The organism is Micromonospora sp. IBSANI012 (assembly GCF_052814045.1).
The window spans coordinates 2,326,393-2,350,763 of sequence record NZ_CP199933.1; the positions used below are offsets into that span (position 1 = coordinate 2,326,393).

A 24,371-nucleotide genomic window follows, 5' to 3' on the forward strand; every position below is an offset into this window, starting at 1 on the left:
TCGACTGACGGGGGCGTGATCGACCCTGAGAGCTGTTTCTACCACGGTGATCAAGAGGTTTGCGTCAGCGGGGCGCGGATTTCCGACGCAAACTTCTTGATCAACAGCGCGATGGCCGGTGGCGGGGGCCGGGGGAGGCCGGGGATGGGTCAGGCGACGCCGGTGGGGCGGAACTGGACGCTGACGCGGGGGCCGACCGGGCGGGCGGTCTTGGGGATGGCGTGCTCCCAGGTGCGCTGGCAGGAGCCGCCCATCACCACCAGGTCGCCGTGCCCGAGCGGGAAGCGCAGGCTGGCGCCGCCGCCGCGCGGGCGCAGCAGCAGCGGCCGGGGCGAGCCGAACGAGACGATGGCGACCATGGTGTCGGTGTGCGCCGACCGGCCCTGGGTGTCGCCGTGCCAGGCGACGCTGTCCCGGCCGTCGCGGTAGAGGCACATGCCTGCGGTGACGAAGGGCTCGCCCAGCTCGGCGGCGTAGTGCCGGGTCAGGGTCTCGCGGGCCTCGGTCAGCACCGGGTGCGGCAGCGGGCGGCCGCCCGCGTACCAGCAGAGCAGGCGGGGGACGTCGACCTCGGCGTCGTACATGGTGCGGCGCTCGGCGCGCCACGGCACCTCGGCCAGCAGGGTGTCGAGCACCGCGTCGGAGCCGCGCACCCAGCCGGGAAGGTGGTCGACCCAGGCGCCCCGGGTGAGCACGTGCCGGCGCAGCGCGCCCGGCAGCGGCCCGAGCGACGGACCGGCGTCGGCGAGGTCGAGCATCGACGGCTGGTAGGCGGCCTGCGTCATGCCGCCACCCTATCAGCGGTTTAGTACAGGCGTACGATCACCGCGCTGGACCAGGTCGAGCAGCGCGTCGGCGACCCGGGCCCGGCCGCGCCCGTCGACGGTGGCCCAGGCCCGCGCGGCAAGCGCGGCCCGCCGCCGGGGGGAGCCGAGCAGGCCGGTCAGGGTCCGCGCGGCCGCCGCCCGGGCCGCCCGTCCGGCCACCCCGGCCCCGGCCAGCTCCGGCAGCTCGCCCAGGCCGGCGGCCAGCCCGTGGTCCACCACCCGGCGGTACGACTCGCGCTGGTTGTCCACCACGCAGACCAGCGCCGACGGCGCGCCCAGGCAGCACAGTTCCCAGGTGGACGTGCCGGCGGCGCTGACCACCAGGTCCGCCGCCCCGATCAGGGCGGGCAGCTCGTCGGTGGGCGGGACCGGACGCAGCGACTGGCCCCGGCCGGGGGTCAGCGCCTCCAGCTCCGCCTCGGCGTCGGGACGGCCGACCACCACGGTCAGCTCCATCGGGTGCCCGGTGGCGAGCAGCACCCGGGTCAGCACCGGGGCGGCGCCGAGCGCGTCGGTCCCGCCGAAGAAGGCGAGCACCCGGGGCCGGTCCACCGGCGCGGGCTGCTTTGGGGCGGCCGGCCGGGCGCCGATCACCGAGTCGCGCAGCAGCGCGTACCGGGTGCCGGCCAGCAGCCGCCCGGCGGGCGCGTCGGTCCGGGCGCCGAAGTTCTGGTCCAGGTAGAGGTCGGCGTCCTGCCCCCGGGTGTCGCCGTCGACCACCGCCAGGGTGACCACGCCCGCCGCGCGCAGCGCCCCGGCGCCGGCCGGGTCCAGCTCGTACGAGTCGAGCACCATCGCGTCCAGCCGGTGCCGGTGCGCCGCCTCAACCAGCCCGGCCGGGGTGTCCGGGCCCGGGTGCGCCGCGATGCCCCGCGCCGCCAGCTGCGCCTGCGCCCAGCCGATCCGCTCGACGGTGCCGAACAGCTCGACCCGGGCCCCCCGGGCCAGGAACTCCTCGCCGAGGGCCAGGCAGCGGACCAGGTGCCCGACGCCGCGCCGGGGCCCGGCGTCGCTGCGCAGCCCGATCCGTGGCGTGTTCAGGACTCCTCCAGGCGCTTCTGGCGTACGTCGGCGTTGAGGGCGCGCAGGGCGGGCTGGCCGTCCAGCCAGTCGGCGAGCTTGGCCAGCGGCACGCTGACGTCGCCGAAGTGGTCGGTGACCGCGCGCACCAATGCCCAGTCCTGCTCGGTGTCGAGGGTGAGCCGCAGCGCCGACCGGTCCGGGGTGAGGGTCACCCCGAGCACCCGGAACAGCTCCGGGTGGGTGTACGCGTACGAGGTGACGTGCACCCGGTGGTGGTCGGTGGCGAGCCGGTCCAGGGTGCGCAGCGCGTCCGCCCGGATGATCTCGACGTCCAGCCCGCGGGGCAGCGTACGGGCGATCGAGGTGCTGGCGTAGTCGAGCCCGGGCACCGCCCGGTACACCGAGGCCACCAGCGCGATGATCTCCGGGTCGAGCAGCGGGCAGTCGGCGGTGAACCGCATGACCGCGTCACCGGGGTGGGCGGCCAGGGCGCCGACGAAGCGGCCCAGCACGTCGTCGACCGGCCCCCGGTGGCACGGCACGCCCAGCCGGTCGCACTCGGCGGCCACCGCGTCGTCGACGGCGTCGGTGCTGGTCGCCACGACCAGGTCGGCGAGCACGCCGCTGTCCCGGGCGGCGCGGACCACCCGGCCGAGCACGCTGCGCCCGGCCAGCGGGCGCAGCACCTTGCCGGGCAGCCGGGACGAGCCCATCCGCGCCTGCACGATCCCCACGATCCGCGGCCCGTCGGTCGGCCGCACCGACCCGATCTCCCCGCTCACTGCTGCTCCTCCCGCGGACCGCGCTGGTTCAGCGCCTCCCGGGCGCGGCGCTTGGCCGCGCGGGCGCCCCGCTTCGCCAGCCGGGCCGGCGTGATCGCCAGCCGGCCCACCCGGTAGCTCAGCGAGCCGCTGAGCAGGTTGATGGTGGCGTCGGCCCGGCGCAACGCCCGCTCCCGCGAGGTCAGCAGCTCCTCGGTCCACTTCAGCAGCGCGCCCAGTCGGGTCAGCTCCTCCCGCTGGCGCACCCACGCCTGGAGGAGCTGCTGGTAGCTGCGCGGCCCGGCCGGCGGGTCGGTCGGCTCGACCGCGCGCAGCTCGGTGGCGAGGCGGACCCGCCCGTCGGCGTCGAGGCCGCGCAGCGCGGCGGAGATGGCCGCCTCCGCCTCGATCGCCGCGTCGACGGTGCGTCGGTCCAGCTCCCGGCCGGCGAGGCCGCCGAGCACCACGGTCAGGCCGGCGACGTCCAGGGTGGACGGCCAGGGGTGGGCGTACCCGCCGGTGAGCAGCGCGGCGGCGAACCGCCACAGGCTGCGGGCCAGCACGACGTCCACGTACATCGGCGCGGTGGCTCGCCAGCTCGGGTCGAGCACCGCGTGCTCGTCGCCGGCCACCACCACGTTGTCCGTGCCGGCGAGGGCCACCGCGCCGCCCAGTCGGCCGTGGGAGTCGGCGCCGGCGGCGAGCCAGGTCGCGTACCCGCGCAGCAGCCGGCGCACGGTGTCCAGGTCGCGGCGCAGGCAGGCGTCGAGCAGCAGGGTGCGCAGCAGCCGTCCCTCGGGCACCGGCCCGTCCAGCGCGCCCGCGTCCCGGTAGGCCGCCTCCCGGGTGGCGAACGGCGCCGGCTCCGGCCGGCTGACCCGGCCGCTCACCCGCCACCGCCAGCCGTCCGGCCCGTCGACCACCTCCACCACGCCGATCCCCGGCGGCCCGGTCTGCACCAGCGCCACGGGCAGCGCGTCCGGCGACAGGTCGGCCGGGCCGGTGTCCGGGTCGGCGGGCCGGTGCGCGAGCAGCAGCCAGCCCGGCGCCAGCGCCGAGCCGAGGCCCGCGTGCAGCGCGTCGACGGCCAGCCGGGCCGGGTCCTGGAGCACGGTGGCCGCGCCGCCCGCGCAGGCGCCGTGCAGCACCGCGTCGAAGAGCCCCGACGTGGTCCGCCGGTCCAGCTCGTCGGCGGCTACCAGCGCGGTCGGCGCGCTCGGATCGGGGTACGCCGCGAAGCACGCCGCCGGCCGCAGTCCCGCCCCGGTGAGCCGGGCGCGCAACTGCTCCGGGTTGGCCGGCCGGTCGGCGTCGAGCACCCCGCCGATGGTCCAGGCGGCGTCGGCGCGGTCGGCGTACCAGGGGGCGGTGGCGACCAGGCGGTGCACGCCGAGCGGGTTGTCCAGCCGCAGCAGCAGCGTTCCGCCCGGGCGCAGCGCCCGGGCCAGCCGGTCCAGCACGCCGTCCCAGCCCAGCCGGGGGCCCTCCACCGACTCCACGGCGTCCAGCCCGGCGGCGACCACCACCACGTCGAAGGTCTCGCCGGCGGGCAGGCCGGACGGGCCGCCCACCACCACCCGGGCGCCCCGCTCGGCCAGCGCCACCCCGTCCGGGTGGCTGCGCAGCAGGCAGGTCACCTCGGCGTGCGCCAGCCGGGTCAGCAGCGCCGGGTCGTGCGGCCCGGCCAGCAGCACCCGCGCCCCCGCCGGTACGACCCGGGCGGCCAGCGCGGCCAGCGGACCGCCGTCGGGCAGCCGCTCCTCCAGCAGGTCGGACCAGGCCAGCATCTCCCCGCCGGGCAGCGCGATCCGGGCCGCCGTCTGAGAGGCTGTCGGGAAACCTCGCGGCGGCTGCGGCGGGCCCAGCCGACGACCGGCCGCGTTGGAGATTGGTCCGGATACCGGTGTTGTATCCGGACCAATCTCCGCCTTGCCGGATCGCCGGCTGGACTCCGCCTCGCCCGCCCCGGGGTTTCCCGACAGCCTCTGTATGGTCAACTCTTCTCCTCCTGGAGGTTCGCCCACCCGAGCAGCTCGCGCAGCTCGGCCGGCGTACAGCGGTGGTCGGTGCCCAGCTCGGCGCGGGCGATCTCGACGGCGGTCGGCAGGTCGACGGACTCGCCGTGCAGCTCCGGCCACTGCCGGCGGATTCGGGCGGTGCCGCCGAAGGTCGGGTCCTCGGCGGCGAGGATCATCGGGTCGCCGTAGACGGCGGGTTCGCAGCCGGCGGCGATGCCGTAGAAGATCGCGCTGGTCAGCCGGTTGGAGGCGACCCGCTTGTGCCGGCGCAGCTCGGTGAGCTGCTTGTCGAGGAAGAGCGGGTCGGTGTCCTTCCACCAGTGGCCGCGGTAGCCGTGGCAGATGACCCGGAAGCCGGCGTTCTCGTAGAGCCGGCGCACCCGGCGCATGCCGTACTCGTGCCAGTAGAGGCAGACCGTGACCGGGCCGGGTTCGGTGGCCCGGATCCGGGCGATCAGCTCCTTGTGGTCGCCCTTGACGTGCTGGCCCTCCCAGCCGTGGAACGGGTACCAGATGGTGCCCTCCCGCTCCGCCTCCGGCGGGTCCTGCGGGCGCAACGACAGCAGGTAGGCGAACGGTGCGCCGACGGTGACCACGTTGCGCCGCCCCACCGACCAGGCCCGCCGCCGGGTCTGCTCGGACCAGAGCAGGCTGGGGGTGAACTCGGCGTACGGGTGGCCGGGGGCCAGCCCGTCGCCGATGTTCCAGCCGTGCTGGACGTACCCGTTGATCCGGGGCGGGTGCCCGTCGTCCAGCCCGCAGTAGCGGGCCAGCACGTGCGCGTGGCCGTAGAAGTGGTTCGCGTGGTGCATCGGTTCCCCAGTCAGGCGGCGGCGGGACGTGCCGTGACGCCCCGCAGCGCCGCGCCCAGCGCGTCGATCACGCGATCCTGGTCGGCATCGGTCAGGGTCGGGAAGAGCGGCAACGACAGCTGCTGCTCATAGAACGACTCGGCCACCGGGCAGGATCCGCGCCGGTAGCCGAGGTCGGCGAAGGCCGGGTGCCAGTGCGCGGGCAGGTAGTTGACCTGGACGCCGATGCCGGCGGCCCGCATCCGGTCGTACACCTCACGGCGGCGGCCGTCGAGCACCCGGATCGGGTAGAGGTGCCAGGCCGGGGCGGCCCACGAGCGGCGGCCGGGCCGCAGCACGCCGTCCAGGTCGGCCAGCGCCTCGTCGTACCGGGCGACCAGCCGGTCCCGGGCGGCGAGGAAGTCGCCGAGTCGGCGCAGCTGGCTGCGGCCGAGCGCGCAGAGCACGTCGGGCAGCCGGTAGTTCAGGCCGAACTCGTGCACCTCCTGGTGCCAGCCGCCCTCGTCCGGCCAGCGCAGCGCGTCCCGCTCGCGGACCAGCCCGATGTTGCGGAACCGGCGGGCCCGGGTCAGCAGCTCCGCGTCGAGCGCGGCGACCGCGCCGCCCTCGGCCGTGGTCAGGTTCTTGGTGGGGAAGAACGAGAAGGTGGTCAGGTCGGCCAGCGAGCCGACCGGCCGGCCCCGGTAGGTGGCGCCGATGGAGTGCGCCGCGTCGGCCAGCAGCAGCGCGTCGCTGCCGGCGAGGGCGCCGCGCAGGGCGTCGTAGTCGGCCGGGTGGCCGGCGTAGTCGACGGCGGAGACCACCCGGGTACGCGAGGTCGTCGCGGCGGCCGCCGCGGCCGGGTCGAGGGTGAAGGTCTCCTCCTCGACGTCGGCGAAGACCACCTTCGCGCCGAGCGCCACCGCGCTGCTGGCGGTGGCGACGAACGTCATCGGCGGCACCACCACCTCGTCGCCGGGGCCTACCCCGGCCGCCGCGTACCCGACGTGCAGCGCGGCGGTGCCGTTGGAGACCGCCGCGCAGCCGACCCCGCCGGTCCAGCTCGACAGGTCGGCCTCGAAGGCGTCGACCTGCGGGCCGGTGGTGAGCCAGTCGCTGCGCAGCGCGGCCACCACGGCGGCGACGTCGTCGGCGGTGACCGACTGCCGCCCGTACGGCAGCATCGCCGTCACGCGCCGAGGCCGAGCATGTCGCGCAGCTGCTCGACGCTCAGCCACTCGTCGTTGGTGTCCGACTGGTACGCGAACCCGTCCGGCACCGGGTCGCAGCCGACCGGCGGCTGGTAGCCCCAGGTGGCGATGGTGGGCTGGACGATGAACCGGTCCTTGGCGCGCAGCGTCCGCCGGCTGTCGTCCGGGGCGATCATCTCCTCGTGCAGCTTCTCGCCCGGCCGGATGCCGATCTCGTGGGTGGTGGCGTCCGGGGCGACCGCCTCGACCAGGTCGAGGATCCGCATGCTGGGGATGCGCGGCACGAACAGCTCGCCGCCCTGCATCTGGTCGAAGCTGTCCATGACGAACTGGACGGCCTGGTCGAGGGTGATCCAGAACCGGGTCATCCGCTTGTCGGTGATCGGCAGGCTCTTGCCCTCGGCGGCCAGCCGGCGGAACAGCGGCACCACCGACCCGCGGCTGCCCACCACGTTGCCGTAGCGGACCACCGCGAAGCGGGTGGGGTGCTGGGCGGCGTAGTGGTTGGCGGAGACGAAGAGCTTGTCGCCGACCAGCTTGGTGGCGCCGTACAGGTTGATCGGGCTGGACGCCTTGTCGGTGGAGAGCGCGATGACCTTCTTGACGCCGGCCTCGATCGCGGCGTCCACCACGTGCTGGGAGCCGGTGATGTTGGTGGCGATGAACTCCGACGGGTTGTACTCGGCCGTGTCCACCTGCTTCAGCGCCGCCGCGTGCACCACGTGGTCGACGCCGTGCATGGCCCGGGTGAGCCGGTGCCGGTCCCGGATGTCGCCGATGAACCAGCGCAGCCGCGGGTCGTCGCCGAGCTGCTGGCGCAGCTCGTACTGCTTCAGCTCGTCGCGGGAGAAGACCACCACCCGGGCCGGGTCGGCCTCGGCCAGGATGTGCCGGAGGAAGGTCCTACCGAAGGAACCGGTGCCGCCGGTAACCAGGATGGAGGATCCCGTCAGCTCGCTCAATGTGGTGCTCCCATGATCGCAGGTTGTGCGCCGGTGGCCGGGGGCCACGCGACCGGACGGACGCTAGCCACGGCGGGTTAACACCCCGACGCGCCCGGGTGAACCGACCGCGCTGGTCCCGTGAATGCCGGACACCCGGCAGGCGAACACTTGCGCCGACCCCGCCGAGCGGCTGACCGGCGGGAACTGTGCTGGCTACAGTGGCCCCGCGTACGCGACGGCGGGCCCCCGGCCCGGTCGCCCTCCGGCCCCGCGCCGCCGGCCACCACCCCTCCGCCCGACCCGCCCGCCGCGCCCCGCCGCGCGGCCGGCGCGGCTCACCAGCGACCAGGAGACGAGATGACGTCCGACGTACGGGAACGGCTCGCCGACCCGGCCGACCCGGCCGACCCCGCCGACCCGGCCGAGACGCCGGCGGCGCCGGCCCGGCGGCGTTGGCTGGTGCCGGCGCTGCTGGTCCTGGGCTGGCTGGCCGGGGTGGCCTGGCGGATGTGGCTGGCCCGGCACGTCGCCCTGCCGATCGCGCACACCGACGAGGACAGCTACCTCAACACCGCCCGGGCGCTGGCCGGCGGGCCGGGCGGCTTCAGCAGCGAGAACGGCCCGCTGCGCCGGGTCGGCTACCCGATGCTGATCTCCCCGGCGTTCCTCGGCGAACGGGACTTCACCGACAGCTACCGCCTGGTGCAGCTGATCAACGCGGCGGTCAACGCCACCGTGCTGCCGCTGGCGTACCTGCTGGCCCGTCGGCTGCTCGAGCTGCGCCGGTCGTACGCGCTGGTCGCCGCCGCGGTGGCCGCGACCCTGCCGGCCACCGCCTTCTACGCCGAGGTGGCGATGATCGACGCGGTGCTGGCGCCGCTGGTGCTGGCCTGGTTGCTGGCCGTGCACCGATGGGTCGCCCGGCCGGGGGCGCTGGCCGCCGCGACGGTGGGCACGCTGGTCGGCGCGTTCCACCTGCTGCACTCGCGGGGCCTGGTGATCGTGGCGGTGCACGCGGGACTGGTCCTGCTGCTGCTGGTCCGCCGCCGGGCCACCCTCGGGCAGGCGCTGGCCGCGGTGCTGCCGGTGCTGGCCCTGGCCCTGGTGAACACCGTCGGCATCCGGCTGCTCGGCGACCGGGTCTACCTGCTGGGCAACCCGCCCGGCGGCGGCACCGTCCGGGCCGTCGCCACCGGCCAGGGGCTGCTGCGGCTGGGGGCGGCCGTCGCCACGCAGCTCTGGTACCTGGTGGTGATCACCTTCGGGATGGCCGGGATCGCCTGGGCCGCCGCGGTGCGCGAGCTGCGCCGGCGCGGGGGCGACCCGGCCGTCCGCTGGACGCTCGGCGTCGCGCTGGTGACCAGCGTCGGCGTGGCCGGCGGCGCGTCGGTGATCCTGGCCGGCATCACCACCAAGCCGCTGGACGCCATCTACGGCCGGTACGTGCAGATGCTGGCCCCGTTCTGGCTGCTGGTCGGGGTTGGGGTGCTGCTCACCGTGGCGTACCGGGTGCTGCTGGCCCGGGCGGCCGTCGCGGTCGCGCTGCTGGTGGGGGGCGCGGCGCTAATCGCCGCCCGGCTCGCCTACGTGGCGAGCCGGGGGCACGAGCTGCGCTACGGCGGCTTCGGCGCCCCCGACCTGATGGCGCTGACCGGCGGCTGGCGCGAGTTCCGCCCGTTCACCGGGGCGGCGGTGGGCGCGGTGGCCTGCCTGCTGCTGGTCGCCGCGGTCCGGGTGCCGAGGCTGCGGGTGCCGGTGCTCGCCGTGCTGGTCGTGGTGAACCTCGGCACCATGCAGGTGATCACCGACCAGCTGGTCCGGCCGATGGTGGCGGCGACCGCGCCGACCCCGCGCGTCGCCGACCTCGGGGTAGGCCCCGGCGAGCGGGTCTACGCCTCCGTCGGGGTGCATTACATCCTGCGGTTCAACCTGAGCCACCAGGTGACCTGGAGCGACGTGCGGTGGTTCAGCGACCGGCCGCCGGCCGCCGCCGACGTGGTCTTCGCCCGCTGGGCGCCCGGCTCCCCGGACGACTGGGACGGCACCCGCTACGGCTTCACCCGCCTCGGCGGCAATCCGGGCCAGCACTGGGCGGCCTGGCGGCGCGGCTGACGATTCATTCCCGACCTCTATGAACGGGGAATGGCCGGCCGGTTAATGCGCGGCGGACAATTGTCGACATCAGCGCCGTCGACGATTCTCCCGCTTCAGCGAAACGGGGACGACGGTGATTTTCCGGCCGTCGTGAACCTGCTGTTCCTCATTGCCCTCGACGAACCGGAACCGGCGGTTCATCTGGCGGACCACCGTGTTGTCGGCGAGCACCTCGCCGTCGAGCCGGTCGAGCCGCAGCTCGTCGAAGGCGTGGTCCACCGCCGCCCGCATCACCTCCAGCCAGGCGGGCAGCGTCTCGCCCCGCTCGGCCAGCCCGTCGGCGTCCAGGTAGAAGCCCCAGGAACCGGTACGCCGACCGTCGAGACGCAGGTCGAAGAAGGTCACCACGCCGCAGGGCCGGCCGTCGCGGACGTACACCAGCACCCGCCGGCTGGGGTCGGTGCGCACCCGCGACCACCACGCGGCGTGCTCCTCGGCGGTGATCTCGTGACTGTTCTTGCTGACCTGCCGGTTGGTTTCCTGATTACGCCAGGACAACATCAGGTTAACGTCGTCCTCGGTCGCCCCACGCAGCACGCCGACCTCTTTCCATCCGATTCCTACGGGCCCCGGAAACCCTACCCGGGAAATGCCGGGACCAATTCCCGGGCTGTACACTCCGCCGCATGAACGAATTGAGTCGCGCGCAGATCCGCGACCTCATGGCACAGGTGCTCGCCAACCAGGGCAAGGTGCTCCCGGACGACGACGCCGCCGACCTGCGGGAGATCGGCTTCCGGTCGCTGGACTTCTCCGAGCTGGCCCTGCGGGTCGAGGACGAGACGGGGGAGGAGCTGAACTTCGACGCCCCCGGCCTGCGCCGGATCGCCACCGTCGGCGACGTCCTCGACTTCCTCGGCACGCTCCAGCAGCAGTGACCGTCACGACGTCCACCCCGGCCGGCCTGGACAACCGGGTCGTCGTCGGGGGCGCCGCGCGCACCTGGCGGGCGCTGCCCTCGCCGGCGCTGCCCTCGCCCGCCGCCGTCCTCGCCGCTGGCTCCGAAGACGCGCTGGCCGCCGCCCGGCAGCACGCCGAGCACGGCACCGAGCTGCTGCTGAGCACCGCGCACCGGGTCGACCCGGCGATGCGGGACGAGCTGCGCGAAGCCGGCTTCGCGGTGACCACCCTGGACGCCGACGGGCCGGTGCCCGTCCCGCCCACCCGGCCCCGCCCCGCCGAGTCCGGCCGGCTCTGGCTGCTCACCTCCGGGTCCACCGGGCGGCCCAAGCGGGTCGGGCACACCCTGGACTCGCTGACCACCGTCCGGGGCGCCCAGCCGGAGCGGACCTGGCTCTGCCCGTACGCCCCCGGCACGTACGCCTGGTGGCAGGTGGTGACGCTGTCGCTCACCCAGCCCGGGCAGCACCTCGTGGTGGTCGACCCGGACGAGCTGGACGAGTGGCCGGCCGTCGCCGCCGCGCACGGCGTGGACGCCGCCTCCGGCACCCCGACCTTCTGGCGGCGCACCCTGCACCGCGACGGCGCGGCGCTGGCCCGGGTGCCGCTGCGCCAGCTCACCCTCGGCGGGGAGCCGGTCGACCAGGCCGTCCTGGACCAGCTCCGCGCGGTCTTCCCGACCGCCCGGATCTCCTGGATCTACGCCTCCTCCGAGGTCGGCGCGTCCATCGTGGTGCACGACGGCCGGGCCGGGTTCCCGGTCGACTGGCTCGATCGTGAGGTGCCCGGCCGGCCCCGGCTCTCGGTCGACGGCGAGGAGCTGGTGGTCAGCTCGCCGTACCACGGGGTCGGGCTCGACGGGCCGGTGCGCACCGGCGACCGGGTGCAGGTGGTCGACGACCGGGTGCTGATCACCGGCCGGCTCGACTCCGACGAGATCAACGTCGGCGGCAGCAAGGTCTCCGCCGGACTGGTCCGCGGCGTGCTCACCGCCCACCCCCGGGTGGCCTGGGCGCGGGTCACCGGGCGGCGCGCCCCGGTGCTCGGCCGGATGGTCGTCGCCGAGGTGGTGCCGACGCCGTCCGGCGACCCGCTGGACGAGGCCACGCTGGTGCGCTGGTGCGCCGACCGGCTCCCCGAGTACGCGGTGCCGCGCCGCATCCGCATGTTCACCGAGATCCCCGTCAAGGAGACGTTGAAGAGCGATGTCTGACTCCCCGCTCGTCCCGCCCAGCACCGTGGTCCTCGTCTCCGGCGGCTCCCGGGGGCTGGGCCTGGCCATCGTCACCGACCTGCTCGACGCCGGCGTACGGGTGGCGGCCTTCGCCCGTACCGTCACGCCGGAGCTGGAGAAGTTGGCCGCCGAGCATCCCGACCGGGTGCACGTCGGCGCGGTCGACGTCACCGACCCGGCCGCCACCCAGGCCTTCGTCCGGGAGGTGGAGGAGCGGCTCGGCCCGATCGACGGCGTCGTCAACAACGCCGCCGTCGGCCAGGACTCGCTGCACGTGCACACCTCCACCGGCGACATCGCCCGGATCATCGAGACCAACCTGACCGCGCCGTTGCAGCTCACCCGCCTGGTGATCCGGCGGATGCTGGGCAAGGGGCTGCGCGGGCGGATCGTCAACATCACCTCGATCTGCGCGCAGCGCGGCTTCCCGGGGCTGGTGGCGTACTCGGCCACCAAGGGCGGCATGGACGCCGCCACCCGCTCGCTGGCCCGGGAGCTGGGCGGCCGGATGCTGGTCAACTCGGTGGCGCCCGGCTTCTTCGCCTCGGAGATGTCCGCCGTGCTGGGCAGCACCCAGCTCGACCAGATCGTCCGGCGCACCCCCACCGGCCACCTCACCGAGCCGGAGGAGGTCGTGCCGGTGGTGCGGATGCTGCTGTGCGAGCAGACCAACATCAACGGCCAGGTGATCGTGGTGGACGGTGCGGCCTCCGTCTGACGCGGCCCTGTCCCGGCCGGGGCCCACCACCCGCGCGCCCCGGCCGGTGCCGGCCCTGCTCGGCACCGCCGAACGTCACCTGCGGGTGGGCCGGCCGGCCGACCTCGGGTACGCCGTCACCCGCAGCCACCTCGACGACGGGCGCTGCGTCGGCTGGTACGGCCCACCGACCCCGGGCTGGCGGGTCGCGGTGGACGCCGAACGGGCCGACGCGGACGTCCCGCCCGCGCTGGCGCACCGCTTCGGGCGGGCCGACTTCTGGGCCCGCTGGACCCGGGCGGAGAGCCTCTGCAAGCTGGCCGACGTGCCGGTGGCCGCCTGGTGGCGGCGGCACGGGCTGGCCGTACCCCCGGAGAGCCGGGCGGTGTGGCGGACCCTGCGCCTGGACGACCTGGTGGTCACGGTGGCCTTCGCCCCGTCGCGCCCCGGCCCGTGACGCTTCCCGCCTCGCGGCGTGTCGCGGTGTCGCCCCTTCGGGGCAGCGCGACATGCCGCGCCCGGTCCGCTCGGCGCGGACCGGGCGCGGGATGGTCAGCTCAGACGAGGTCCCAGCTCAACGGGGTGCCGCGCGGGACGTCAACGGTGAAGGTGCGGCCCAGCACCTTCTCGATCTCCACCGGCGGCAGCCCGCCCGCGGGCCGGATCGACCGCACGTTGTCGGCGGTCACCGGGTCGCCGGCGCGCACGTCCGCCACCACGTAGAGCGAACGGCGGAACCGCAGCCCCTCCCGCTCGGCGGGGGTGGGGCCGATCGCGGTGCCGCCGAGCGCCGCGTACGCCCGCCCCGACTCGACCACCAGCGCGGCCAGCTCGTCCGGGTTGAGGGAGAAGTCGGAGTCCACCCCGCCGTCGGCGCGGTCCAGCGTCACGTGCTTCTCGATGAAGCAGGCGCCCAGCGCCACCGAGGCGACCGGGACGCCGATGCCGGGGGTGTGGTCGGAGAGCCCCACCGGCACGCCGAACGCGTCGGCGAGCACCGGGATGCGGCGCAAGTTGCTGTCCGCCGGCGGGGCCGGGTAGGAGGCGGTGCAGGCCAGCAGCACGATGCCGCCGGCCCCGCCCTCGCGGGCGGTCCGCACCGCGGCGTCGATCTCGGCCACCGTCGCCATCCCGGTCGAGATGACCAGCGGCTTGCCGGTGCCGGCGACCAGCCGGATCAGCGGCAGGTCGACCAGCTCCGACGAGGCGATCTTGTACGCCGGCGCGTCCAGCTCCTCCAGCAGCTGCACCGCCGTGGCGTCGAACGGCGAGGAGAAGACGGTCAGCCCCCGCTCGCGAGCGCGGGCGAAGATCGGCGCGTGCCACTCGTACGGCGTGTGCGCCCGCTCGTAGAGCCGGTACAGGTTCTGCCCGCCCCACAGCTCGTGCCCCCCGGAGATCCGGAAGGCCGGCGTGTCGACGTCGATGGTGATCGTGTCCGGCCGGTACGTCTGGAGCTTCAGCGCGTGCGCCCCGCTGGCCGCGACCGCGTCCACGATGGCCAGCGCCCGGTCCAGGTCACCGTTGTGGTTGCCGGACATCTCGGCGACCACGAAGGGCCGCTCCCCGGCGCCGACCACGTGCGGCCCGATCTTCACTGTCGTCGTCATGCCCGACCTCTGTCCGCTGTGCGTCCGCGCAGGCGCGCGGTCCCTGCCTCGTCGTCCGGGGACGACCTGAAAACTCCGCCGCCGGGTGCCGCCCGGACCCGGTCCGGACGCCTCGGCGGCGCGACGTGTCGACCCTCGCCGTCACGGCGTGCCGTGACCGGCCAGCGCGTCGGTCGCCTCGGCCCGCTCCGCCGGGTCGGCGGCGACCCGGTCCACACCCGCCGACGCGACGGCGCCGGCCGGGGGCGCGGCGGGCCGGCGCAGCCGACCGGCCAGCCGGTGGGCCTGGCGCAGCGCCGCGTACGCGAGGTAGTTGTCCCGGCCCACCAGCCGGTGCTTGAGCCCGACCACCCCGCCGGGGCGGGGGTAGCCGCCCGCCGGCAGGTGGCGACGGTACTGGGCGGCCACCCGGTGGAAGAAGTCCCGGCGCAGGTGCGGGTGCAGCCGGTCGTCGTTGCCGACCACCACCAGCATGTGGTTGACCATCAGCCCGAACAGCTCGGCTCGCAGCCGCTCGTCCGGGTACCGCCGCCCGACCCAGTCCAGCAGCCGGTCGTACTGGTCGAAGGCGTCGAAGTGCCGGCCGCTGCGGGTGGAGGTGATCGCGCCCTGCCGGCCCTGCCGGTACAGGTAGCAGACCCGGTCCAGCACCGAGATCTTCTCCGCGCCGATCAGCAGCGGGTGGCTGAACGGGATGTCCTCGTACCAGCCGGGGTGGAAGCGCAGCTCCAACTCGTCCATGAACGCGCGGCGGACCACCTTGTTCCAGGCAGTGTGCTGCACCCGCAGCAGCTGCGGCTGGTCGGCCAGGCGAACCACGTCGGGCACCCCGCGCAGCAGCGGACTGCTGGCGTCCAGCTCGCGCCGCCCGCCGTCGTGCACCCGCACGTGGTCCACCAGCAGCACGTCGGGGCGGTGCGCGCGCAGCCGGTCCAGCACCGCGGGGATGGTGCCCGGCGGCAGCCAGTCGTCGCTGTCGACGAACCAGACGTAGTCGCCGGTCGCCACCTCCAGCCCGGCGTTGCGGGCCAGGCCCAGACCGACGTTGCTGCTCAGGTGCACGGTGCGGACCTCGGACCGGCCGGCGCCGTACGAGCGCAGCATGTCGCCGCACCGGTCCGGGGAGGCGTCGTCGACGGCGACCAGCTCGACCGCGCCCCGCTCGCCGGCCGGGACGTCCGCCCGGATCGACTCGAGGCACTGGTACAGGTACGCCTCCACCCCGTGGACCGGCACGACGATGCTCAGCAGTGGGGTGGCGCGCGTCGGCTCGTTGACCACGCCGCCACCCTGGTGCACCCGGGTGGACGGCCCCGGAACCTGACGTATCCGGTAAAGATGGAGTTACTGAACAGCGGCCGAGCGGCGGGTTAACGACTCAGGATGCGCCGTACCGGTGCGCCGACCGCCCGCCTGACCCGGGCCCGCAGCCGCTGCTCCTCCAGCGTCCGCACCTGGCCGTCCAGCGTCGTGTTGCGGTCCCGCAGCCACTGGATCCGCTCCAGCAGGGCCTCCGGGGAGGTCGCGGTGGCCGGGCGGACGGCCGGCGGGAAGCTGGTGGCGCGTACCCGCTCGTCGAAGCGGGTGGTGGCGTCCCCGTCGTCGAAGGCGTTGCCGAGCCGGTGCGCGGCGAGGAACGCCGCCATCCGCTCGTAGCGGGCCCGGTGGCCGGCGTGCAGGGCGGTGTAGTCCGCCTCGGCGTAGAGCTGCGCGGCGTCGATGTCGGCGGGCACCTCCTTCATCGTCCGGTGCGGGATGTCGAAGTACCGGGCCAGCTCCAGCGTGCGCGAGTCGTGCGCGAAGAGGTAGCTGGGGGTTCCGGCGACCAGCGCGGTGATGGTGCCGTGGATGCGGGTGCCGAAGGCGAAGTCGAACCCGGAGAGGTAGTCCATCCAGGTCCACGGGTCCAGGAACATCCGCACCTTGTCCTCGACGAAGAGCGGGTGGGAGGTGTGCACGGGGATCGGGCTGGTCCTGCCCCGGTCCTCCGGGGCGTCGCCGTAGAGCAGCGTGCCGAGGGTGGTGAGGTCCTGCGGCAGGTAGCGCAGGTTCGGGTAGCGCCCGTGGTGCGCGGCGATGATCTTCGCCATCGACTTGACGTACGGGGAGACGGTCAGCGCCACCCGGGCGTCCCGCTCCAGCGTCGGCGTGGTCTTCTCCACCGTCAGCCGGTCGCCGTGCAGGAACATCGACGGGCAGCCGATCACGTCGACCGCCGAGAAGCCCAGGGTGCGCAGGTAGCTCTCGGTGATCTCGCCGCGTACGCCGATGCTGGGCGAGCGCTCGAGCACGGCCCGGACGAACCGGCTGACCACGTCGTCGATCGGGCGCAGGTACTCCCGGTCGCCGCTGACGTCGGTCTGCACCCCGACCCCGAGCACGACCACCGGGATCTTCAGCCGCTCGACCAGCCGGGTCATCAGCTCGATACGGTGCGCGTAGCTGCGCCGGAAGGCGTTGGCCAGCGGGATGACGTAGACGTCGTACTTCTCGTTGATCTCGTCGGCGTCGCGCGGGTTGACCTTGAACTCGGTCGGCGTGATCTCGGCGGTCGTCGTGCTGAGCAGTTTGTGGGCGGCGTGGCTGAAGACGAGGTTGCCGTTGTTGACCCCGATCCAGTCGCCCTCGAAGGCCTCCTCGGCGGAGCGGACGTCGAACGGGCCCTTCTTCGCCCGCATCAGGATCCGCTGGTGCATCGCCGCTCCATTTCGTGGTTCACGCGTGCCGGGGCGGCCCGGAGGGAGGACGCCGGCCGGCCCGCCGCCGGGCACGACGTCGGCTGCGGGTCCGGGGAATATTAGGGCAATCTGCAGCCCGCGTACATCTCCCGGTGGGTCCGCGTCCCCGGCCCGGTCGTGGCGGCCCCACCAGCCGGTAGGGTGCCCGGACGGTGGCACGACCGGTGCCGCCGTCCGGCGCCGGGCCGCGGTCGCGGCGGCGAGCGGCCGGGGGAGGAGAGGTACGTGCGGGTGAGCGTGGCGACGGCGGGGTGCCCGGCATGACGAGCGCGGTGGGCGCACCGACTGCCACGGCGAGCCGGCTGCCCTCGCTGACCGGGCTGCGCTGGGTGGCCGCGATGCTGGTCTTCGGCTACCACGTGGGCACCATGCGGATCGTCGGCGAACCGGACTACCAGGCGGTCGTCGGCGGGGTGTTCACCCTGGGCCTGTCCGGGGTGCAGTTCTTCTTCATCCTCAGCGGGTTCGTGCTGGTCTGGTCGGCCCGCGACGGGGACCGGCGGCGCGACTTCTGGCGGCGACGGCTCGCCAAGATCTACCCGAACCACCTGCTGACCTGGGTGGCGGCCCTGCTGGTGATGTGGTGGTTCGCCGACACCATCGTGCCCCGCGCCGCGCTGGAGAGCCTCCTGCTCGTGCAGGCCTGGGACCCGACGCCCGGCTACTTCTACGCCATCAACACGGTGAGCTGGTCGCTCTCCTGCGAGCTGTTCTTCTACCTCTGCCTGCCGCTGGTGCTGCCGGCGCTGCGCCGGGCCCGCGCCGGCCTGCTCTGGGCGGTGGTGGCGGCGGTGCCGCTGCTGATCGTGGCCCTCTGGCCCGGGCAGGCGCTGGTGCCGGAGGAGAGCACCTGGTGGTTCACCCAGATCTTCCCGGTGGTCCGCTCGCTGGAGTTCTGGCTGGGCGTGGCGGCGGCCGAGCTGATGCGGCGGGGCCGCTGGCGGGGGCCCGGCCTGCCGCTGGCCAGCCTCGTCTTCGTGGTCACCTGGGCGGTGGCGGCGCAGTGGATCCCCGCCGAGCTCTGGGCGGCGATCCTCTCGGTGGCGTACATCCTGGTCATCACCGCCGCGGCGGACGCCGACGTGCGCGGTCTGCCCTCGCCCTGGCGGCACCGCCGGCTGGTCTGGCTCGGTGAGGTTTCGTTCGCCTTCTACCTGGTGCACGTGCTGGTGATGGTCACCGTGCTGCGGGCCACCGGCCACCTCGGCGTCGGGCTGCCCGGCTGGTGGGGACCGCTGGCGGTGCTCGGCTTCCTGGCGGTGAACCTGGTGCTGGCCGCCCTGCTGCACCGCTGGGTCGAGACGCCGATGATGCGCCGCCTGGCCCCCCGTCGCCGGCCCCGCCCCGCCCCGACGCCCGATCCGTCCACCCTGGACGCTCCGGTCGCGCCGGCATCGCAGCCCACGCCGGCACCGCGGGCGGCCGCCGACGGCACGCCGGCCGGCCGACCCATCGAGTACGCAGGCCCGCGCGACCCCCACTGACGTGAGCGCCGCGACGACACGCCCGGCGACGCTGCGATCACCCCGGCATCGGCGTAGCGTGGTGCCGTGCTTCCGGTCGCGCTCACCAGTCCTCTGTGGTGGGTGGCGCGCTGGAGTTCCCGGCTGCTGACCGGCCTCGCCCTGGCGGTCGCGCTCTCCCTCGGCGGTCCGGCCGCGCCGGATGCCGGCCCGCTCTCCGCCGCCCCGAGCCCGGCCGCCGCCCCGGTCCTCGCCGATCTGGCGGTGCCCGACGGGTCCGCCGTCCGCGCGGCCGCCATCCCCGCCGTGACGCTCGCCGCCGGGGATGCCCAGAGCACCGGCCGCGCATTCGTCGCCCCGGCCGCCGCTCCGCTCGATCCGGTCACCTCGGTCGGCCCGGTCGGCAGGCCGGCCCATCCGGTCACCGCGCCGTCGCTGCCCCTGACCGGGCTGGCCGCCGGCGCGACCGGTCCCCGGGCCCCGCCGGTCGGCTGACCGCCACGCGGGGCCACCCGCGACCGCGCCTTCGAGAACCTCACCACCGCACCCGCCCCCCGGCACGCGGCGCCGCCCCGGCCTCGCCCCGTCGCCCCCGGGCCGGTGTGGGACTCCTCTTTCCGCATCCCGCTTCCGGGAGGTGCCCACCGTGAACACCGTCCTCTACCAGTTCCTCGTCGAGGTCCCGACCGCCGCCGCCATCTGGTCGGCCCTGCTCGTGCTCGCCCTGACCGTGCTCACCGTGCTGGTCGCCCGCCCCGAGCGGGACCCGGCCCCCGACGAGCCGGTCGTCGACCCGTCCCCGGCCGACCCCGCGACCGAGCTGGCGGACCTGCGCCGGTACGCCGAGGAGGTCGCCGTCGCGGCGGCGGGCGCCGCCCAGACCGCGCGCCGGTGGCGGGATGCCTGGTTGACCGCCCAGGAGGAGGTGGACCGGGCCTGGACGGCGTACGACGAGGCGGAGACCGCCGCCCGCCGGTTCACCGGCGCCGCCGCGCTGCCCGCCCCGCGTACCCCGCGTACGCCGGCCGAGTACGCGGGCCGGGAGCGCTGGCTGCACCAGGCGGCGGTGGCGGCCCACTGGCGCGGCGAGCTGCCGGTGGAGCGGCTGCGGGACGTCTTCGCGCACCGGGACGGTTGGGACCCCCGGCGGCACCCCGTCGAGCAGGAGGTGCTGCTGGCCCGGGCGGTACGCGACGGCCGGCGGGACGCGTACCGGGCGGCGGCCGGGCGGGAGCGGTCGGCGTGGCGGGACGCCGAACTGGCCGCCGAGGCGGCCCGCGCGCTCGCCGTTGAGGCGTACGCGGCGGCGGAGCGGCTGCGTCCGGTACGGCTGCCCGCCCAGCGGACGGCGACGGCGACGGCGCGGACGGCGCTCGCGGCACGGTGGCGGCCGGCCCGGGTGGGCTGAGGACTTGACCGAACTGTTACGCGTATTTCCGTGAGCCGCGTCACCGCAATCGGGAAACCGGTCATCCGGTCACAGTCGGTGATATCGATCGCGACGATCGGCAGGGTTTGCCGCCGTGCTGTCCGGTTGTCGCCCGACGGTCCCGGAACAACCGCCTGTCCCATTGAGTGACGTCAGTGCCGAAGTGTGCGGCTAATTTGTCGCCCTGATCATGTTTACGCAGCTGGGAGCGCTTGGCTGACACGTGACCGACCAGTAATGTCGCCCGGGTCCGGTGCGGTTTCCGATCGCAAGAGGCGACGCCGCGCCGACCCGCTCAATCGTGATTTCACGAACCGGGGACCCATGCACGTCCGGGGTGAATCCGCGGGCCACGGCCCGTGGTAGGGCGCTCTTCCCGCCCGAATCCGTCAGCTAACCCGGTAGGCGGTGTCGGAAGGAGTTCCAGCTTTTGCTGTTCTCTCGCATCCCTCGGCTTGCTCTCCACCTCGGTACCGGGGTGTTCGCGCCGGTCCGCCGCGCCCTCGCGCGCTGATACCGGCCCCACCCCGCCGCCCGGACACCGACCGGGCGCACCCCCGCCGAGCGGCCTCGCACACCGGCTTTGACACCCGCGGGTGACGTCCCGTCACGCGCCGATCCGGCACGCCGCTCCCGCCCTCGTACCGTGGAGGAAAACGTGAAGCACACCCTGAAGCGGCAGCTGCGACGCCTGGCCACCGAGCGGTCGTACCAGCTGGTCGCCGGCTCGGCCGCCGCCCTCGTGCTCGTCTCCGGCGCCAGCACCCTGCTCGCCGACGAGGCGCCCGCCCGCCAGCAGACCTCGGCCGCCGTCGCCGAGGTGGCGCCCCGGCTGGACGACGTCGCGACCCGCGGCCAGGGCCGCGTCGCCACCCCGTCCGGCAAGCCGTCACCCAGCCCCTCGCCGTCGGCCAGCGCCACCAAGGCCAAGGCGGACCCGGACCTGACCCGCAAGGCGGCCCCCAAGCCGCCGTCGACCAAGGTCCTCCGCTACGACTACCAGGCGCAGACCACCTACTACAACTGCGGTCCGGCGGCGGTGCGCAACGCGCTCAGCGCGACCGGCATCGAGCGGACCCAGTACGAGCTGGAGGGCCCGCTCGGCACCACCGAGATGGGCACCAACTCCGCGCTGGACACCACCCGGGTCCTGAACCAGATCGTCAAGGGCGACCCGTACCGGACCCGGATGTTCCAGGGCACCCCCAGCTCGGCGCAGATCGACCGGCTCCAGGCCGACGTGGTCGCGGCGATCACCGACGGCCGGGGCGTCGTGGCGAACATCGCCGGCACCGCCACCGACACCGACGGCGGCTGGCACTCCTTCCCGGGCGGCCACTACATCGCGGTGGTCGGCTACAAGAACGACGGCCGGACGGTCCGGATCGCCGACTCGGCGAACCCGAGCCTGCCGTCGTACTGGATGAGCACCATCGACCTGGCGAACTGGATCGCCACCCGCGGCTACTCCGCCTGATCCACACCGTCGCGCGTCCGGGCACCGGCTCCCCTGGGGGGCCGGTGCCCGTCGCCGTTGGCGCGGGTCTCGCGCGCCGGAACCGGGCGGTGGCACACTGCGGCCCATGACCGACGACTCGGGTACCCGCCGGCTGCTGTTGCTGCTGCACGGGATGGGCGCCACCGGCGACGTGTGGCTGCCCTGGGCGCCGCTGTTGGAACACCGCTGGCCGGGCCGCTGGCTGGCGCCGGACCTGGCCGGCCACGGCTTCTCGCCGCCGCTGCCCGGGTACTCCTTCGCCGGGTTCGCGAAGCAGGTCGCGGCGGGGCTCGGCCCGGTGGCCGAGGGGGCCCGCCCGGCTGACCGGCTGGTCGTCCTCGGCCACTCCCTCGGCGGGGTGGTCGCGCTGGCGCTGGCCGCCCGCGACGCCGGGCTCCCGGTGGACGCGGTGGTCGGGCTGGGCATCAAGGCGGTCTGGTCGCCCGCCGAGCTGACCCGGGCGCGTGAGCTGGCGGAGCGCCCGGTGACCTGGTTCGCCACCCGGGACCAGGCGGCCCGCCGCTACCTGAAGGTGGCCGGCCTCGGCGGGCTCTTCGCGCCGCACCACCCGGTGGTCGACGCGGGGCTTCGTGCCGAGGACGGCCGCTGGCGGCTGGCCATGGACCCGGCCGCCTTCGCGGTGGGCGAGCCGCAGCTGCCGGCCCTGCTGGCCGCCACCGACGTCCCGGTGCTGCTGGCCCGGGGTGAGCACGACCCGATGGTCAGCGGCGCGCAGCTCGCCGAGCTGGGCGTGCCAGTGGCGACCCTGCCCGGCCTCGGCCACAACGCGCACGTGGAGGACCCGGCGGCGGTGCTGGCCCTGCTCGACCCGTACCTGTGACCGGTTGCGGACCGCGGGCGTCGCCGCCGTCGGTCGCATGCGGCTCGGAACCACCTGCCGACCTGGACGTTCGAGCACGCCGTCTACACCGGACCTTGCAGCGGCATCAGACCAGCCGCCGCAGGCGCACCTTCGGGCGCTCGTTCCTCAGGTGGCTCTGCTTGTGCTGGCGGACCTGCTCGTCCCAGATCTCCTGGTCGTAGGCGGGGTCCGGCGGGATCCACCGGTGGGAGCCGTCGCTGTAGTGGAACTTCTCGTCGCCGGGACGCAGGATGCTCACCGCATCCAGCCGAGAAAGCGCCGATACAGCGTGCCGGCGGGTGCCCAGGTCAGATCGGCGGTGGCACGAACGAGTTGCGCCCCCATGTAGAGAGACAGGGACACCGGAGCATCCTCGAACTCTGCTCGCAGCTCCTGGCGTCGGGTAGTGCATGGCCAGGGTGCGCCACAGCCGCCGCAGCTCCAGATCGGCAGCACTGGCCCGTGGGCGCTCACTTGCCGCGCTCCGCAGACGGCGGCGCCGGGTGATAGTTGAGCGACCCATCTTCTACGGTCGAGGGCTGCTGCGCCGTGCCTCGCGCCTGATCCAAGAGCCGCCGCCGGGCAGCTTCCTGCTCCCGTGCCTCAATGCGCTGTCCGACGCGGGGGAGCGCCGGTGGCGACGGGAAAAGCCGGCTGACGATCCGTCGTAGAAGCCCGACAATCAACGTCACGAATCCGTCCCCTCTTCTTTGCAGGGCGCGGATAGGCAGCGGCTGATGTGCCCTGTTCCGCACCCCGGGGCAGTGAGGAACAGCGTCACGCCACAAACATCGTCGATCCAGAAGGTGACTGTCCGCTAACCGGATGTGCTGTCCGCTGATGGCCGACGCCCGGGGGCGAACTCGATGCACAGGTCGCGCAACGTCGTGGCCTCCGGCACTCTCGCCTGCTCCACCTTGGCCAGCAGCTCCGTGGCCCGCCACCAGTTCGACGGCACCACCCGTCCGGACGTCACGGCCTTCGCCCCGAGAGCTACCGCCTCGTCTGGCTGCCCAGCGGCGACCAAGGCAAGGCCCAGGTCAAGACGAGCTGACGCGGACCGGCGGGGCCGCGCTCCCCCATCGCCGGCTGGGTCCAGCTCCGCCAGCACGGCTCGCGCAACCTGCTCGGCACCAGGGTCCCCCGCCCACGACAACGTCGTAGCCGTGTACGCGGCAGCCTTGGCCGGGTCATAGCGATAGTGGTGCTCCGCGCGCTCAGGAACCGGCAGATTCGCCGCCAGTCGCTCCACCCGATCCAACGCGCGCCGCGTCGCACCAACGTCACCCATCCGCGCCCACGCACGCGCCTCCTGGGCAGTTGCCTGAATGTAGGCGGAGCTACCCTTCGGAGCGACCCGCTGGGCCTGGCGGGAAAGGTCGAGTGCCGTCCGGCAGTCGCCCTGAGTCAGCACGTCCCAGGCGCGGGTCTCCAGACACCAAGCCCGGATCTCGGCGTGCTCGGCATGCTCGGCGAGGTCATGAGCGGCCCGCAGATGGGCAGCCGCCGCGGACCGCTGCCGCAGGTCGATGTGAACGGTGGCCCGCAGCACCGCCAACCACCCGCCAGCAACCAACAGCCGTCGTTGCTGAGCAAGCGTGACACGACCGTCCAGTAGCCGCCCGACGTAGGCCAGGTGCCGTCGCACCAGAGGCAGGAGATCAGCTGGGGCCATTGTCGGATAGGCGCTGGCAAGGTCATCAACGCCCTGCTCGATACGGCCGAGCACGTCCTTACTGACATCGCTGGCGATAACCCTCGCCCGGAGCTCACCGGCCTCGGCAGCATGGTCTATGGGCGCATCGATCAAGCCAGCGAGCACGCCTCCCGCGTCGAGGATCCGGTCCAGGTGGCGCGCAGTGTCGACGGTCGGAGCCTTGAGCCCCGTCTCCAACTCGTGCAGATGGCTCTTACTCCGATGGGCGAGCTGCCCAAGAGATCGAAGCGACAGACCACGTCGCTCTCGGAACTCACGCAGAGCTACGCCGAAGCGCGGTTCGACGAATGAGGCCATGGCGCCGCTCCCAGCTGAAGGTCCAAGCTGACTCGCCGGCCGCCCCCCAGCGAGCCATCGCTCTCGACCGTACCCCTCCACGTCGCGCATCGATGTCAACCGGCAGGACGGTCGACCAACGCCGCCTTGATCCGCCCGGACATCCCGCCGACGGCCGGCTCCGTTGATGTCAACTGCGGATGTCAGCGCCTGCGGTG

23 protein-coding genes and 1 riboswitch are annotated in these 24,371 nt (G+C 74.3%); of the genes, 10 read left to right on the plus strand and 13 right to left on the minus strand.

Annotated elements, in window-relative coordinates; all coding sequences use genetic code 11:
• Positions 1-149 precede the first annotated feature (149 nt).
• From ACTWM8_RS10660 to pseB, 7 genes are all read right to left on the minus strand, one after another.
• Entirely contained in the window at positions 150-785 is a 636-nt protein-coding gene (locus ACTWM8_RS10660; RefSeq protein WP_238449492.1) for an alpha-ketoglutarate-dependent dioxygenase AlkB, read from the minus strand.
• A gap of 12 nt (positions 786-797) precedes the next feature.
• On the minus strand, positions 798-1,868 hold the full coding sequence (locus tag ACTWM8_RS10665; protein ID WP_446214518.1) for a PseG/SpsG family protein: 1,071 nt from the start codon (positions 1,866-1,868) through the stop codon (positions 798-800).
• Positions 1,865-2,563 (minus strand): cytidylyltransferase domain-containing protein, encoded by a 699-nt coding sequence (locus ACTWM8_RS10670; protein WP_446214519.1) that lies wholly within the window; start codon positions 2,561-2,563, stop codon positions 1,865-1,867. Before ACTWM8_RS10670 ends, ACTWM8_RS10665 begins: the two co-directional genes overlap by 4 nt.
• A gap of 65 nt (positions 2,564-2,628) precedes the next feature.
• Positions 2,629-4,398: a class I SAM-dependent methyltransferase gene (locus tag ACTWM8_RS10675; protein WP_446213666.1), complete on the minus strand. Its 1,770-nt coding sequence runs from the start codon at positions 4,396-4,398 to the stop codon at positions 2,629-2,631.
• A 206-nt stretch (positions 4,399-4,604) separates the two neighbouring features.
• The gene (locus ACTWM8_RS10680; RefSeq protein WP_446213667.1) at positions 4,605-5,441 is read right to left on the minus strand and encodes a hypothetical protein; all 837 of its coding nucleotides are present in this window, start codon (positions 5,439-5,441) and stop codon (positions 4,605-4,607) included.
• 11 nt (positions 5,442-5,452) lie between these two features.
• The gene (locus ACTWM8_RS10685; RefSeq protein ID WP_446213668.1) at positions 5,453-6,613 is read right to left on the minus strand and encodes a DegT/DnrJ/EryC1/StrS family aminotransferase; all 1,161 of its coding nucleotides are present in this window, start codon (positions 6,611-6,613) and stop codon (positions 5,453-5,455) included.
• Positions 6,610-7,593: a UDP-N-acetylglucosamine 4,6-dehydratase (inverting) gene (pseB, locus tag ACTWM8_RS10690; protein WP_446213669.1), complete on the minus strand. Its 984-nt coding sequence runs from the start codon at positions 7,591-7,593 to the stop codon at positions 6,610-6,612. The genes ACTWM8_RS10685 and pseB overlap by 4 nt, the downstream gene beginning before the upstream one ends.
• 339 nt (positions 7,594-7,932) lie before the next feature.
• On the opposite strand from pseB, the gene ACTWM8_RS10695 reads away from it, so the two are divergent.
• A complete protein-coding gene (locus ACTWM8_RS10695; RefSeq protein ID WP_446213670.1) occupies positions 7,933-9,687 on the plus strand; it encodes a hypothetical protein in 1,755 nt (584 codons plus the stop codon).
• 69 nt (positions 9,688-9,756) lie between these two features.
• Here ACTWM8_RS10695 and ACTWM8_RS10700 read toward each other — a convergent pair whose 3' ends face one another.
• A complete protein-coding gene (locus tag ACTWM8_RS10700) occupies positions 9,757-10,266 on the minus strand; it encodes a GNAT family N-acetyltransferase (protein WP_446213671.1) in 510 nt (169 codons plus the stop codon).
• Between the two features lie 89 nt (positions 10,267-10,355).
• On the opposite strand from ACTWM8_RS10700, the gene ACTWM8_RS10705 reads away from it, so the two are divergent.
• From ACTWM8_RS10705 to ACTWM8_RS10720, 4 genes are read left to right on the plus strand one after another with little or no spacing between them, the layout of a single operon-like run.
• A complete protein-coding gene (locus ACTWM8_RS10705) occupies positions 10,356-10,607 on the plus strand; it encodes a phosphopantetheine-binding protein (RefSeq protein ID WP_446213672.1) in 252 nt (83 codons plus the stop codon).
• Positions 10,604-11,842, plus strand: a complete 1,239-nt coding sequence (locus tag ACTWM8_RS10710) for an AMP-binding protein (protein WP_446213673.1) — start codon at positions 10,604-10,606, stop codon at positions 11,840-11,842. The genes ACTWM8_RS10705 and ACTWM8_RS10710 overlap by 4 nt, the downstream gene beginning before the upstream one ends.
• Positions 11,835-12,581, plus strand: coding sequence for an SDR family NAD(P)-dependent oxidoreductase (locus ACTWM8_RS10715; protein ID WP_358002811.1), 747 nt, complete (start codon positions 11,835-11,837; stop codon positions 12,579-12,581). Before ACTWM8_RS10710 ends, ACTWM8_RS10715 begins: the two co-directional genes overlap by 8 nt.
• Positions 12,565-13,017: a hypothetical protein gene (locus ACTWM8_RS10720; RefSeq protein WP_446213674.1), complete on the plus strand. Its 453-nt coding sequence runs from the start codon at positions 12,565-12,567 to the stop codon at positions 13,015-13,017. The genes ACTWM8_RS10715 and ACTWM8_RS10720 overlap by 17 nt, the downstream gene beginning before the upstream one ends.
• 100 nt (positions 13,018-13,117) lie before the next feature.
• Here the strand turns inward: ACTWM8_RS10720 and pseI are convergent, their stop codons facing one another.
• The 3 genes from pseI to ACTWM8_RS10735 all read right to left on the minus strand — a co-directional run bounded on the left by pseI (position 13,118) and on the right by ACTWM8_RS10735 (position 16,866).
• Positions 13,118-14,170 carry a pseudaminic acid synthase gene (gene pseI / locus ACTWM8_RS10725; RefSeq protein ID WP_446213675.1) on the minus strand — a complete coding sequence of 351 codons (1,053 nt, stop codon included), beginning with the start codon at positions 14,168-14,170 and terminating at the stop codon, positions 13,118-13,120.
• Positions 14,171-14,311: 141 nt separating this feature from the next.
• On the minus strand, positions 14,312-15,451 hold the full coding sequence (locus ACTWM8_RS10730; RefSeq protein ID WP_446213676.1) for a glycosyltransferase family 2 protein: 1,140 nt from the start codon (positions 15,449-15,451) through the stop codon (positions 14,312-14,314).
• A gap of 89 nt (positions 15,452-15,540) precedes the next feature.
• Positions 15,541-16,866 (minus strand): polysaccharide pyruvyl transferase family protein, encoded by a 1,326-nt coding sequence (locus ACTWM8_RS10735; protein ID WP_446213677.1) that lies wholly within the window; start codon positions 16,864-16,866, stop codon positions 15,541-15,543.
• Between the two features lie 302 nt (positions 16,867-17,168).
• Between ACTWM8_RS10735 and ACTWM8_RS10740 the strand changes: the two genes are divergently transcribed.
• From ACTWM8_RS10740 to ACTWM8_RS10760, 5 genes are all read left to right on the plus strand, one after another.
• Positions 17,169-18,392, plus strand: coding sequence for an acyltransferase family protein (locus ACTWM8_RS10740; protein ID WP_446213678.1), 1,224 nt, complete (start codon positions 17,169-17,171; stop codon positions 18,390-18,392).
• 66 nt (positions 18,393-18,458) lie between these two features.
• The gene (locus tag ACTWM8_RS10745; protein WP_446213679.1) at positions 18,459-18,866 is read left to right on the plus strand and encodes a hypothetical protein; all 408 of its coding nucleotides are present in this window, start codon (positions 18,459-18,461) and stop codon (positions 18,864-18,866) included.
• Between the two features lie 151 nt (positions 18,867-19,017).
• Entirely contained in the window at positions 19,018-19,779 is a 762-nt protein-coding gene (locus ACTWM8_RS10750) for a hypothetical protein (RefSeq protein WP_446213680.1), read from the plus strand.
• Positions 19,780-20,082: 303 nt separating this feature from the next.
• A riboswitch (cyclic di-AMP (ydaO/yuaA leader) is annotated at positions 20,083-20,223 on the plus strand.
• Between the two features lie 223 nt (positions 20,224-20,446).
• A complete protein-coding gene (locus ACTWM8_RS10755) occupies positions 20,447-21,277 on the plus strand; it encodes a C39 family peptidase (protein ID WP_446213681.1) in 831 nt (276 codons plus the stop codon).
• Positions 21,278-21,383: 106 nt separating this feature from the next.
• Positions 21,384-22,139 (plus strand): alpha/beta fold hydrolase, encoded by a 756-nt coding sequence (locus ACTWM8_RS10760; protein WP_446213682.1) that lies wholly within the window; start codon positions 21,384-21,386, stop codon positions 22,137-22,139.
• Positions 22,140-22,245: 106 nt separating this feature from the next.
• On the opposite strand, the gene ACTWM8_RS10765 is transcribed toward ACTWM8_RS10760, so the two are convergent.
• Together ACTWM8_RS10765 and ACTWM8_RS10770 are read right to left on the minus strand one after the other, a co-directional pair.
• Positions 22,246-22,419, minus strand: coding sequence for a hypothetical protein (locus ACTWM8_RS10765; protein WP_446213683.1), 174 nt, complete (start codon positions 22,417-22,419; stop codon positions 22,246-22,248).
• A 558-nt stretch (positions 22,420-22,977) separates the two neighbouring features.
• On the minus strand, positions 22,978-24,174 hold the full coding sequence (locus ACTWM8_RS10770) for a helix-turn-helix domain-containing protein (RefSeq protein ID WP_446213684.1): 1,197 nt from the start codon (positions 24,172-24,174) through the stop codon (positions 22,978-22,980).
• Between the last annotated feature and the right edge of the window lie 197 nt (positions 24,175-24,371).

What these genes read in the sequence shown, in the direction of transcription:
- ACTWM8_RS10660 (WP_238449492.1), bottom strand. Translation starts at nt 785, where the DNA reads ATGACGCAGGCCGCCTACCAGCCGTCGATGCTCGACCTCGCCGACGCC.
- ACTWM8_RS10670 (WP_446214519.1), bottom strand. Translation starts at nt 2,563, where the DNA reads ATGGGCTCGTCCCGGCTGCCCGGCAAGGTGCTGCGCCCGCTGGCCGGG.
- ACTWM8_RS10675 (WP_446213666.1), bottom strand. Translation starts at nt 4,398, where the DNA reads ATGCTGGCCTGGTCCGACCTGCTGGAGGAGCGGCTGCCCGACGGCGGT.
- ACTWM8_RS10680 (WP_446213667.1), bottom strand. Translation starts at nt 5,441, where the DNA reads ATGCACCACGCGAACCACTTCTACGGCCACGCGCACGTGCTGGCCCGC.
- ACTWM8_RS10695 (WP_446213670.1), top strand. Translation starts at nt 7,933, where the DNA reads ATGACGTCCGACGTACGGGAACGGCTCGCCGACCCGGCCGACCCGGCC.
- ACTWM8_RS10705 (WP_446213672.1), top strand. Translation starts at nt 10,356, where the DNA reads ATGAACGAATTGAGTCGCGCGCAGATCCGCGACCTCATGGCACAGGTG.
- ACTWM8_RS10715 (WP_358002811.1), top strand. Translation starts at nt 11,835, where the DNA reads ATGTCTGACTCCCCGCTCGTCCCGCCCAGCACCGTGGTCCTCGTCTCC.
- pseI (WP_446213675.1), bottom strand. Translation starts at nt 14,170, where the DNA reads ATGACGACGACAGTGAAGATCGGGCCGCACGTGGTCGGCGCCGGGGAG.
- ACTWM8_RS10735 (WP_446213677.1), bottom strand. Translation starts at nt 16,866, where the DNA reads ATGCACCAGCGGATCCTGATGCGGGCGAAGAAGGGCCCGTTCGACGTC.
- ACTWM8_RS10740 (WP_446213678.1), top strand. Translation starts at nt 17,169, where the DNA reads ATGACGAGCGCGGTGGGCGCACCGACTGCCACGGCGAGCCGGCTGCCC.
- ACTWM8_RS10760 (WP_446213682.1), top strand. Translation starts at nt 21,384, where the DNA reads ATGACCGACGACTCGGGTACCCGCCGGCTGCTGTTGCTGCTGCACGGG.
- ACTWM8_RS10770 (WP_446213684.1), bottom strand. Translation starts at nt 24,174, where the DNA reads ATGGCCTCATTCGTCGAACCGCGCTTCGGCGTAGCTCTGCGTGAGTTC.